The organism is Bacillus sp. EB106-02-03-XG38, from assembly GCF_058792175.1.
The window spans coordinates 66,858-78,278 of sequence record NZ_JBYTED010000002.1 but is presented as its reverse complement, the minus strand read 5'-3'; the positions used below and the strand labels follow the sequence as shown (position 1 = coordinate 78,278).

At 35.6% G+C, this 11,421-nt stretch carries 11 protein-coding genes and 3 pseudogenes; 13 read left to right on the top strand and 1 reads right to left on the bottom strand.

The features are described from left to right. From AC3WTI_RS09650 to AC3WTI_RS09640, 3 pseudogenes are all read left to right on the top strand, one after another. A pseudogene (locus tag AC3WTI_RS09650) lies at positions 1-473 on the top strand (hypothetical protein); the annotation flags it as partial. A 958-nt stretch (positions 474-1,431) separates the two neighbouring features. After that, a pseudogene (gene tnpA / locus AC3WTI_RS09645) lies at positions 1,432-1,773 on the top strand (IS200/IS605 family transposase). Positions 1,774-1,804: 31 nt separating this feature from the next. Continuing rightward, positions 1,805-1,948: pseudogene (locus AC3WTI_RS09640) on the top strand (RNA-guided endonuclease TnpB family protein); the annotation flags it as partial. 627 nt (positions 1,949-2,575) lie between these two features. On the opposite strand, the gene AC3WTI_RS09635 reads toward AC3WTI_RS09640, so the two are convergent. Next, the gene (locus AC3WTI_RS09635; protein ID WP_097841954.1) at positions 2,576-3,397 is read right to left on the bottom strand and encodes a flagellin N-terminal helical domain-containing protein; all 822 of its coding nucleotides are present in this window, start codon (positions 3,395-3,397) and stop codon (positions 2,576-2,578) included. A gap of 257 nt (positions 3,398-3,654) precedes the next feature. On the opposite strand from AC3WTI_RS09635, the gene AC3WTI_RS09630 reads away from it, so the two are divergent. The 10 genes from AC3WTI_RS09630 to flhA all read left to right on the top strand — a co-directional run bounded on the left by AC3WTI_RS09630 (position 3,655) and on the right by flhA (position 11,420). Then, on the top strand, positions 3,655-4,440 hold the full coding sequence (locus tag AC3WTI_RS09630; RefSeq protein WP_097841955.1) for a lytic transglycosylase domain-containing protein: 786 nt from the start codon (positions 3,655-3,657) through the stop codon (positions 4,438-4,440). Between the two features lie 62 nt (positions 4,441-4,502). Then, positions 4,503-4,727, top strand: coding sequence for a flagellar motor switch protein FliN (locus AC3WTI_RS09625; protein ID WP_000775712.1), 225 nt, complete (start codon positions 4,503-4,505; stop codon positions 4,725-4,727). Positions 4,728-4,741: 14 nt separating this feature from the next. Further along, complete coding sequence (gene fliM, locus AC3WTI_RS09620) at positions 4,742-5,728, top strand: flagellar motor switch protein FliM (RefSeq protein WP_097841956.1); 987 nt, start codon at positions 4,742-4,744, stop codon at positions 5,726-5,728. A 10-nt stretch (positions 5,729-5,738) separates the two neighbouring features. After that, positions 5,739-6,098 carry a flagellar motor switch protein FliN gene (gene fliN / locus AC3WTI_RS09615; RefSeq protein ID WP_000680010.1) on the top strand — a complete coding sequence of 120 codons (360 nt, stop codon included), beginning with the start codon at positions 5,739-5,741 and terminating at the stop codon, positions 6,096-6,098. Between the two features lie 12 nt (positions 6,099-6,110). Beyond that, positions 6,111-6,431 (top strand): hypothetical protein, encoded by a 321-nt coding sequence (locus AC3WTI_RS09610; protein ID WP_000121176.1) that lies wholly within the window; start codon positions 6,111-6,113, stop codon positions 6,429-6,431. Next, entirely contained in the window at positions 6,428-7,186 is a 759-nt protein-coding gene (locus AC3WTI_RS09605) for a flagellar type III secretion system pore protein FliP (RefSeq protein WP_001220586.1), read from the top strand. Before AC3WTI_RS09610 ends, AC3WTI_RS09605 begins: the two co-directional genes overlap by 4 nt. A 33-nt stretch (positions 7,187-7,219) precedes the next feature. Then, entirely contained in the window at positions 7,220-7,495 is a 276-nt protein-coding gene (locus tag AC3WTI_RS09600) for a flagellar biosynthetic protein FliQ (RefSeq protein ID WP_001098085.1), read from the top strand. Positions 7,496-7,510: 15 nt separating this feature from the next. Beyond that, positions 7,511-8,272 (top strand): flagellar biosynthetic protein FliR, encoded by a 762-nt coding sequence (locus AC3WTI_RS09595; RefSeq protein ID WP_097841957.1) that lies wholly within the window; start codon positions 7,511-7,513, stop codon positions 8,270-8,272. Positions 8,273-8,282: 10 nt separating this feature from the next. Continuing rightward, positions 8,283-9,329: a flagellar type III secretion system protein FlhB gene (gene flhB / locus AC3WTI_RS09590; RefSeq protein WP_097841958.1), complete on the top strand. Its 1,047-nt coding sequence runs from the start codon at positions 8,283-8,285 to the stop codon at positions 9,327-9,329. A gap of 24 nt (positions 9,330-9,353) precedes the next feature. Further along, the gene (flhA, locus tag AC3WTI_RS09585; protein ID WP_097841959.1) at positions 9,354-11,420 is read left to right on the top strand and encodes a flagellar biosynthesis protein FlhA; all 2,067 of its coding nucleotides are present in this window, start codon (positions 9,354-9,356) and stop codon (positions 11,418-11,420) included. Position 11,421 lies beyond the last annotated feature (1 nt).

The following is an 11,421-nucleotide window of genomic DNA, read 5'->3' as shown; positions in this document are numbered from 1 at the left end:
TTGTAAAAGTATACAATGTAGCGAAAGACGGAGAAGTAAAAGCAACATCAGAAGCAGTAGCTGACGGTGGAAAAGAAGCAACAATTAAAGTGAAAGACTTATTAGAATCAACAGGTGGAACAGTGTATGTAACTGTGACAAGACCAAACAAAGATGAAAGTAGCCGAACAGCAGTAAAATACGCAACAGAGGTATCAGAAGCTCTAAAAGCAAACAATATTGTTGTGCTAAACAATGATGGTGAAGAGGATATTGTGAGAGTAACTGGATTAGCTACAGGTGATGTTATAAATGTATATGATGCAGTAACAGAAGGGGAAAAACTAGGCACAGCAACGGTAGGAGATAAAAAGACAGCGGTAAATGTAAAGATTAAACAACTAGGGGAACAGGCAGGAAAAGTTTATGTTACTGTCACAAAGAATAATAAGCTAGAAAGTGCACGCACAGCAAAAGATTATATTGCGGAGTAAATGAATAAATAATTTTTATAATTATTGATAAAAAAGCATCGGGACATTTCTGAAAAGAAAATACCTGATGCTTTTTCAATTTTCTTGGAGAGATTTTATAAAGAATAAGAAACTGAATGATTAAGAATAATGGAGAAAAACATAGGCGTATCTGAAAGCAAATATTTTAGGTTTCCTAATATTATTTCTTTTTATATATAAAGATGTTTTAAATTTAGGCATAGATTATTATTTCTATTAAATCATACTTGTAATTTAATTTTTTTATTGGTTACTCTAGATCATGTAATTTATATTTTTAGATAGAGATTATAAATATATACACTTTGATAAAGGAGTGCTTAGAAGAGAAGTGAGATAGGAGAAGGTTAATGGAATATAAAATGACTAGATGAATGAAAAAATAGTAAGGGAATTTGGTTTAAGAAGGCATATTGGTTGTTATATGAAAAAAGATATACCTTTTTAATTGTTATATAATTTTAAAAATTTTTGGTAATGTTATAACTGTTTGTGGGACGAAATTTGCTTATTGTTGTTTATGATAATAATTTATATTTCACAAAATCACTAAAGTTTTTGGCTTTATAAGACCTATCTATAGGTGAAAAAGAATACAGGGATATGTTTTGAGTATTTGAGTGTCTAATATGTAATTGAAGCCGTTGTATCATTACATTCATTTTAGTATGGTGATGTTGCATTTCTTGGGATGCAACATTTATTTTTGTCATTGATTTACTAGCCTCAGTCTTTGTTGTGATTTTAAGAGTACTTTTTACTAAAGAGGCTACCTTTTTACAGCCCTTTCCGAACGAGAAAGTCCATCGCATTTAGAAATGGGATGAAAGTGAGGTTGGATACGGAGTATCACTAAAAATCGTAAGGTTTGTGGTGCTTTAAGTATCCAAAGTATTGGTAGTTTTTTCGAGTATTTTTTGTGATTTTTCGAAAATAACTGGTGCATTGTAACTATAATCATTTTATAATTTGTCCACGATACAGAAGAAAGATTTTTTAAAATGCAAAAGTAGAAGAATGTTTCAAAGTGTTGGTTGAAGAGATATGTAAAGAACTTGATATCATTATTATCGCAATAGAATGTGATAAAGACCACGTTCACTTGTTTTTAAATATACTGCCAACACTTAGTCCTGCCGATACAATGGCAAAAATAAAAGGAGTGCCATCGAAACGCTTGAGAGAGGAATCTCCTCATCTTATATACTTGCAAGGTTTATGTGCGTGTGCCTACTTTATTTCTACTGGTAGAAATGTATCAAGTGAGACAATTAAATAATATGTTGAAAATCAAAAAAGGGGTGAAATGTATGTCACAGACCATAACAGTTAAAGTGAAATTGCTTCCCACAAAAGAAAAAATTAGTTTATTGGAACAAAGTAGCCGTGAGTATATCAAACTCATGAATATGCTTGTATCTGAAATAGTTGAAGCAAGGGAGAGTACGAAAAAAGTACAAGTGTCAACGTGGGCTTGAGACACATCGTGATATCGTTGAGGGAATGAATATTCGCTACACAACTGTGATTGATGGTAACAGTCAAAATCAGCCTAAGTACTTATATGGTGTGGTTTAGAGGGCAATGAGATGCTCTCATCTTGAAGGTTGTTCAAAAACAGAAATGGACTACGAACGTTTAGTTATTCAAGAATCCCACCCGTAAACCAGTAAAACCGTAAGGGTTTGGCTTGAGACTTTAGTCGTGGGAGCCTTAACTAATGAAGAGAATAATAGGGCTTGTTGTAGGATCGAGTTTTTTATAAGTAAGTGAGTTGTGTGATTAAAATGTGTTTTATTAAGAGAATTTATGGGGAAATCAGACACTTTTGTTAGCGCGACTAGTAGATTGTAAAATATGGTTTCTTTTTTTGTGTATTATCTATTTTTGTAGAAGAACTATCTGGGAGTTTGTTCGATATAATTGATTGTTGAGTATATATGAATTTTATCTTTATATGATGGTAGAGCCTTTGTAATAATTGAATATATACCATAGAACGTAGGAGTATATCTTTTTAAACATTGTAAAAAATACATCTCTCAGTAAGGAGAGATGTATTTTAGTAGAAATCAAATGGATTATTGTAATAATTTACTTACCATTTGTGGAGTTTGGTTTGCTTGAGAAAGCATGCTGATACCAGCTTCGTTCAAGATTTTGAACTTAGTCATTTCAGACATTTCTCTCGCCATGTCAGCGTCTTCGATTTGAGAAGCAGCAGCTGCCATGTTTGTTGCTTGGCTAGTTACGTTGTTTAAGTTATGGTCTAAACGGTTTAATTGTGAACCGAAAGTTGCTCTAGCGTCTGCAATTGCTTGGATAGCAGCGTCAAGTGGTACTAATTCTGCTGCTGCTTCTGCATTATTAGCCATACTATCGCCTAAATTTGCAGTTGTTAACTCTTTTACATCTAGAGATTGGATTTCTAATGTATCTCCTGTAGCATCAGAAAGTTGAACCGAGATATCAGCGTTACCACCAGTAGCTTCTGCTAAGAATGCCTTACCATTGAAATTTGTTTTCTCAGCAATATGGTCAATTTCTAATTTTAACTCAGCGTATTCTTTGCCTATAGAAGCAACATCGGTATCGCCATTTGTACCACTTGCTGCTTGTGTTGCAAGATCACGCATACGAAGTAAGATGTTTGAAATTGATTGTAATGCTGAATCACCAGTACGTAATGCAGACATAGCATCTTGTGTGTTACGAGCACCCACGTTTAAGCCGCCTTCTTTTGCACGCATACGAGTAGCGATAGCTAAGCCTGCTGCATCGTCAGCCGCACTGTTGATTGATTTACCGCTTGATAAACGATTCATAGCTGTATTCATTTTGTCTTGGTTTTGGCGCATGTACTCTTGCGTACGCATGCTGTTAATGTTTGTATTAATTCTCATGTTAAGAACCCCCATTTTTTTATATTGACTTTTCTGCAAATTGAAAAACGGTAATATGCGAAAAAATCAATTTCGAGATTTATTGTAATCCCTGTCATAGCGGGTGTCAACTAAAAATTCGAATTAATAAATATAAAAAAATAACAGTTTAACAATATATTCATTTTTTTATTACAATATTATTTAAAAGGATTATTGCAAACTTTAAAAAAAAACTCTAATATTAGATTATCTTTGTTTACCGAAAAGGTGATATTATGTTAGTTGGAAATATAGTAAAAGAAGTGCTTGCATATAAGAAAGGACAAATTCAGCAAAAGCTAAGTAGTCCACAAGCATTCGTTAGTAGTCGTTTTCAAGAGAAGTTGCAGAGTGAACCTGCAAAGGAGACGAAGGGTACTACGCAGCCGGCAAATGTAGAGGATATGAGTCAGCCGGTACAATCTACAAAAATAGAAACGGTCGTAAATAAACCGGAACAATCTATTAATAAAGTAGAGGAAGCGAGTAAGCCTGAAGAAAAGGCTGAAACGAAGAATGTAGATGAAGTGCAAGTCGCACAAAAAGAGTTTGAACGACGTTTCCCAGAAACGAAAAATGAGGCTGCTGATACGTGGGAATTAACGAAGAAGTATAATATTCAAAAAATACGTTCTTCCAATGAAGGGAAGTATGAGGATATTATTGATAGAGTCAGTCGTACATACGGAATTCCGAAAACGTTAATTCAAAAAATGATTGAAGTAGAGTCTAATTTTAATCCGAAAACGGTGTCACATGCAGGTGCGATGGGACTTATGCAGCTTATGCCAGCGAATGTGAAAGAGATGGGTATAAAAAATCCATTTTCACCAGCTGAAAGTATTGAGGGCGGTGTGAAAGAGTTAAGCGGTTATTTAAAGAAAAATAACGGCGATCTCGTACTAGCGCTTGCTTCTTATAATGCTGGTCCTGGTAATGTGAGAAAGTACGGAGGCGTACCGCCATTTAAAGAAACGCAAGGATATATTAAAAAAATATTAAATATCGACGTTTCAAAATAAGAAGTTTCATATATAGAGAGAACATGAAATTTTCGTGAACATGATATGGGAGTTGGCTAGATTTGAAATTACAAGATGATATTCCGTTAACAATTTATTTTGAAATCGGAAATACGAAAAAGAAAATTGAAGATTTGCTTCATATTACGAAAGGTACATTGTATCGTCTTGAAAATTCAACGAAAAATACGGTGCGTCTTATGCTTGAGAATGAAGAGATTGGAACCGGAAAGATTTTGACGAAGAATGGAAAGATGTACGTTGAAATCGTTGAATTGAAAAGGTAGGGAAGGGGATTGTCATGAGTGGCGAAAAATTAAGCCAAGAGCAAATTGATGCCCTGCTGAAGGCGGTAAATGAAGGCGAGGAAATGCCAGCTTTCGCACAAGAAGCAGGAAAGCAAGAGAAATTTCAAGAGTATGATTTTAATAGACCGGAGAAGTTTGGTGTTGAGCATTTACGTAGCTTGCAAGCAATTGCTTCTACATTTGGTAAACAGACGTCACAGACGTTGTCAGCGCGTATGCGTATTCCGATTGAGTTAGACCCTTCAACGGTTGAGCAAGTTCCGTTTACGAGTGAGTATGTGGAGAAAATGCCGAAAGATTACTATTTATATTGCGTTATTGATCTTGGCCTTCCGGAGCTTGGAGAAATTGTTATTGAAATTGACTTAGCGTTCGTTATTTATATTCATGAATGTTGGCTTGGTGGAGATAGTAAGCGTAACTTTACGATGCGCAGACCACTTACCGCATTTGAGTTTTTAACACTGGATAATATTTTTATGCTCCTTTGTAAAAATTTAGAGCAATCATTTGAAAGCGTTGTTGCGATTGAACCAAAATTTGTAACGACGGAGACAGACCCGAATGCATTAAAGATTACGACAGCAAGTGATATCATTTCATTACTGAATGTAAATATGAAAACAGAGTTTTGGGATACGACGGTGCGCATCGGAATTCCGTTCTTATCTGTTGAAGAAATTATGGATAAGTTAACATCTGAAAATATTGTTGAACATTCTTCAGATAAACGTAAAAAGTATACGTCTGAAGTGGAAGTGAAAGTAAATCAAGTGTATAAACCTGTTCACGTTGCAATTGGCGAGCAAAAGATGACAATGGGTGACATTGAACAAATTGAAGAAGGCGATATTATTCCGCTTCATACGAAAGTTTCGGATGAATTACTCGGTTATGTAGATGGAAAGCATAAATTTAATTGTTTTATTGGAAAAGATGGAACGCGTAAGGCGCTCTTATTTAAAAGTTTTGTAGAGTAGGAGGATCTATATGAAGCATGAAGTATCTCCTGTGTCATTAATGGGATTAGAAGATTTCGCAGGGAAGCGAAATGAAGCGGGTAAAGCACATATTGATACTGTTTCAGACATTTCGATTGAACTTGGTGTAAAGCTTGGAAAGTCATCTATTACGCTCGGTGATGTGAAACAGTTAAAAGTGGGCGATGTTCTGGAAGTAGAGAAAAACTTAGGACATAAAGTAGATGTGTATTTAAGTAATATGAAAGTCGGTATCGGTGAAGCGATCGTAATGGACGAGAAATTCGGTATAATCATTTCTGAAATTGAAGCCGATAAGAAGCAAGCTGCGCTTATGAAAGCGCAAAGTCAAATGCAAGATAAAGAGTAGAGGAGGAGTCATATGTCGTATATGACGACCTTATTTCAAGTCGTTTTACTGTTTGGTGCGCTCGGCTACGGTGCATATTATATGACGAAAAAGACGCGCAAGCAGCAGTTTTTTAAACAAGGTGAAAATGGTCATATTCAAGTGAAAGACGGCGTGTATTTAAATCATCAAACGAGCGCCTTTTTATTTGAAGTGGATGGCAAGCAAGTGTTCACTGTTATTAGTAATAACGGTGTGCAATCTGTGCAATTAACAGGAACAGGAAATCAGTTTCAACAAGCGCTAGAAGACGCGGTGAAGAGTGAAACGAAAAAAGTAGAGGATCCATCATGAGAATAAAGAAACAGTTATCATTATTAGCCGTTATTTTCGTATTTTCTATCGTTTTTTCAATTATTTTTGTAAATCCAGCGTATGCAGCCCAAAACGGTTTTATTAATTTCGAAAATGGAAAAGAGTTTACGAGTAATTCAAGCGTTCAGCTATTTGCGCTCGTTACCCTTTTATCATTATCTTCATCTATCGTTCTATTATTTACACATTTTACTTATTTTATGATCGTTCTTGGGATTACACGTCAAGGACTTGGGGTAATGAATTTACCACCGAACCAAGTGCTCGTTGGACTTGCATTATTTTTATCACTCTTTACGATGCAGCCTGTACTTGGGCAACTGAAGAGCGATGTGTGGGATCCGATGACGAAAGAGAAAATAACGGTAAGTCAAGCTGCGGAGACGACAGCGCCGATTATGAAAGAGTATATGTCAAAGCATACGTATAAGCATGATTTAAAAATGATGCTGAAAGTGCGCGGAGAAGAGTTGCCGAAAGATTTAAAGGATCTATCCTTATTTACGCTCGTACCATCCTTTACGTTAACGCAAATTCAAAAGGGATTGTTAACAGGGATGTTCATTTATCTAGCGTTTGTATTTATAGATTTGATTATTAGTACACTTTTAATGTACCTCGGGATGATGATGGTACCGCCGATGATTTTAAGTTTACCATTTAAAATACTCGTTTTCGTATATTTAGGTGGATATACAAAAATCGTCGACATTATGTTTAAAACGGTCGCCTGAAGCGTTTGATGCTATGTGATAGGAGTCATATAAATGAATACGTCACCAATTATAGATATTTTTCAAACCTTTTTTTATAAAGGGGTTATGATTTTAATGCCGGTTGCCGGTGTAAGTATGATTGTCGTTATTATCATCGCTGTCATTATGGCGATGATGCAAATTCAAGAGCAAACGCTGACGTTTTTACCGAAAATGGCGAGTATTGTACTCGTTATTATCATTTTAGGTCCGTGGATGTTTCAAGAGTTAACGACGCTTATTTTAGATTTATTTGATAAAATTCCATCGCTATTGCGTTCGTATTAAGTTAGGTGGACTGAAATGAATATGGAATTATGGGCGGCGACGTTTTTTGCGTTTTGCCGCATTACTTCATTTTTATATTTTTTACCGTTTTTCTCAGGTCGATCCATTCCAGCAATGGCGAAGGTTACAGTTGGACTTGCTCTTTCAATTACAGTGGCCGATCAAGTTGATGTCTCTCACATAAAGACAACTTGGGACGTTGCAGCTTATGCAGGAACGCAAATTGTAATCGGATTATCACTTTCAAAAATTGTAGAAATGCTGTGGAATATTCCAAAAATGGCCGGGCATATTTTAGACTTTGATATCGGTTTGTCACAGGCAAGTTTGTTTGATGTAAATGCAGGTTCACAGTCTACTTTACTATCAACCATTTTTGATATGTTTTTTCTCATTATTTTTATTTCACTTGGCGGCATTAATTATTTCGTTGCCACGATTTTAAAGTCGTTTCAATATACAGAGGCGATTTCAAAATTGCTGACGACTAGTTTTTTAGATAGTCTACTCGCAACGTTATTATTTGCGATAACATCAGCGGTTGAAATTGCTCTTCCGCTCATGGGAAGTTTGTTCATCATTAACTTTGTTTTAATTTTAATCGCAAAAAACGCTCCGCAATTAAACGTTTTTATGAATGCGTACGTTATTAAAATTACATGTGGTATTTTGTTTATTGCGATGAGTGTACCGATGCTCGGTTATGTGTTTAAAAATATGACGGATGTATTGCTTGAGGAATATACGAAACTATTTAACTTTTTCTTAACGAAGTAGGGGGACGCGCATGGCAAAGGATAATAAAACAGAAAAGGCCACCCCGCAGAAGCGTAAGAAATCGCGTGAAGAAGGGAATATTGCCCGGAGTAAAGATTTAAATAATTTATTTTCCATACTAGTATTAGCAGTTGTCGTTTACTTTTTCGGAGATTGGCTAGGGTTTGAGATTGCAAATTCTGTAGCGGTGCTGTTTGATCAAATTGGAAAAAATACAGATTCAACTGAGTATTTTTATTTAATGGGTATTTTATTACTAAAAGTATCAGCGCCGATATTAATACTCGTATACGCTTTTCATTTATTTAATTATATGATTCAAGTCGGTTTCTTATTTTCTTCTAAAGTCATTAAGCCGAAACCTTCACGTATTAATCCAAAAAATTATTTTACGAGATTGTTTAGTCGTAAAAGTTTAGTAGATATTTTGAAGTCACTATTTTATATGGGACTAATCGGTTACGTCGCTTACATTCTGTTCAAAAAGAATTTAGAGAAGATCGTGAGTATGATTGGATTTAACTGGACCGCATCACTTACTGAAATTATTAGGCAAATTAAATTTATCTTTTTAGCGATTTTAATTATATTAATCATTCTTTCTATTATTGATTTTATTTATCAAAAATGGGAGTATGAGCAAGATATTAAGATGAAAAAAGAAGAAGTAAAACAAGAGCATAAAGATAATGAAGGGGACCCGCAAGTAAAGGGAAAACGAAAAAACTTTATGCATGCGATCTTGCAGGGGACAATTGCGAAGAAGATGGATGGTGCAACGTTTATTGTAAACAATCCGACTCATATTTCGGTCGTACTTCGGTACAATAAACAGGTTGACGCGGCGCCAATTGTCGTTGCAAAAGGGGAAGATGAGCTCGCATTATATATACGAACGCTTGCCCGTGAACAAGAAATACCAATGGTGGAAAACCGTCCGCTTGCTCGTTCTTTATATTATCAAGTCGAGGAAGATGAGACGATTCCAGAAGATTTATACGTAGCTGTAATTGAAGTTATGCGCTATTTAATTCAAACGAATGAACTTGAAGTATAATAGCGCGTTTGGAGGAGATCTCTTGTGTTTAAGATAGATTCTGCAAGAACCTATTTTTCTATCTTTTTAGCAGCGTCATTCGTAGTGGCGCTCTTAATTCCACTTCCACCATTTATACTTGATATCATTATCGTTTTTCTACTAAGTATGTCAGTGCTTATTTATATGCGAGCAACAAGTATTAACGAGTGGGATGAATTAAAGTCATTTCCGACGATGTTGTTATTAATCGGGATTTTCCGCGTATCGATTAACGTATCGACGACGCGAGCGATTTTGACAGACGGAAATGCGGGGCATGTTATTGAAGAGTTCGGTCAGTTCGTAATTGGCGGGAACTTATTAATTGGTATCGTTATATTTACAGTATTAATCATATTCCAGTTTATCGTTGCAAACGGTGCATCTCGTACAGCTGAAGTTGCAGCACGTTTTACACTTGATTCTTTACCAGGGAAACAAATGTCAATCGATGCGGATTTAAACCAGCGCATTATTACTGAAAAAGATGCACAGGCAAAACGAAAGAAATTAAATATGGAAACAGAGTTTTACGGAGCGATGGATGGTGCCGGAAAGTTCATTAAAGGGGACGTTATTTTCGGGATTGTCATTTTATTTGTAAACATTATTTTCGGTTTAATTGTCGGCATGATGCAGCAGGGCATGAGTTTTGCTGAAGCAGCTATTCACTATACACAGTTAACTGTCGGTGACGGAATCGTAAACCAAATTGGTTCGTTAATGCTTGCGATTTCAACAGGTATTATCGTAACGCGTGTATTTGACGGTTCACCTGATACGGTAACTGAAGGTATCTTTAAAGAGTTATTAGCACATGAAGTCGTTGTATATGCGCTTGGTGGTTTATTTATTGCAATGGGTATTTTTACTCCGCTACCATTTCTACCATTCGCACTCGTTGGTGGAACAATTATCTTCTTAGGAATTCGTAATAAAAACCGAATAAAGAAAGAAAAAGAAGACGAGCTTCAAAAAGAAATAGAAATGATTCAAGGCGAAGATGAGCAACTGCAACAAGTGGAAGATTCATTTGGAGTATTTACGGATAAATATCCAATTATTGTAGAGCTAGGTTTAGATTTAGCAGCACTTGTAAAGCAGAAGATTAATGGGGAAACCGCTCGTGATAAAGTTGTTCTCATGAGGAAGTCGATTATTACCGATCTTGGTATTAACGTTCCTGGCATTAACTTTAAAGATAATACGAGTTTTAGACCACGCGGACGTTACATTATTCGCATTAAAGGTGCGAAGGCAGCTGAAGGAGTTTTAAAATCAGGTTACTTATTAGCATTGAAAACACCGAATGTAATGGCCGATTTAGATGCAGAACCAGCGAAAGATCCGATTTTCGGTGAAGATGGATATTGGATTTTAGAGCATATGGTACAAGATGCACAAATGAAAGGCTATCAAGTATTAGAGCCACTTAGCATATTAATTACACATTTAGATGTTATCGTTAGACGTAATCTTCATGAGTTAATTCAGCGTCAACATGTAAAAGACTTAATTAACTCGCTTGAAAACGATAACGGCGTTTTATTAGAAGAGATTAAGAAGAAAGAAATCGACTTATCACTCGTTCAAAATGTTATTAAACAATTGCTAAAAGAGGGTATTTCTATTCGTGATTTACCAACTATTATCGAAGGTATTATTGACGGAAAAGAAATTTATCAAAATCATGTAGACGGTGTAACGTCATTCGTCCGTGAATGTATTTCAAAAGTAATTTGTGAAAATGCAAAAAATCCTGACGGTAAAATATACGCGGCGCTCTTCTCAGATTCAATCGAGTTAGATGCGGATGTTGTAAATAATTCATACCAAGGTTACTTATTAAACTGGGATTTAGATTTAGAATCGCGTGTCGTTGAACAAGTACAACGCGTATTTAAACAAGCGAGGTTAATGGGAAGAGAACCAGTATTATTAACGCGTAGAAAAGATTTCAGGTTTGCGATTGTAAGACTCCTTGAGCGCTATCAAGTAGAAGCGCAAGTACTTTGTATTAGCGAATTAGCACCAGAAATTGTTGTAGATCAAATTGCCTATATTGAATAGT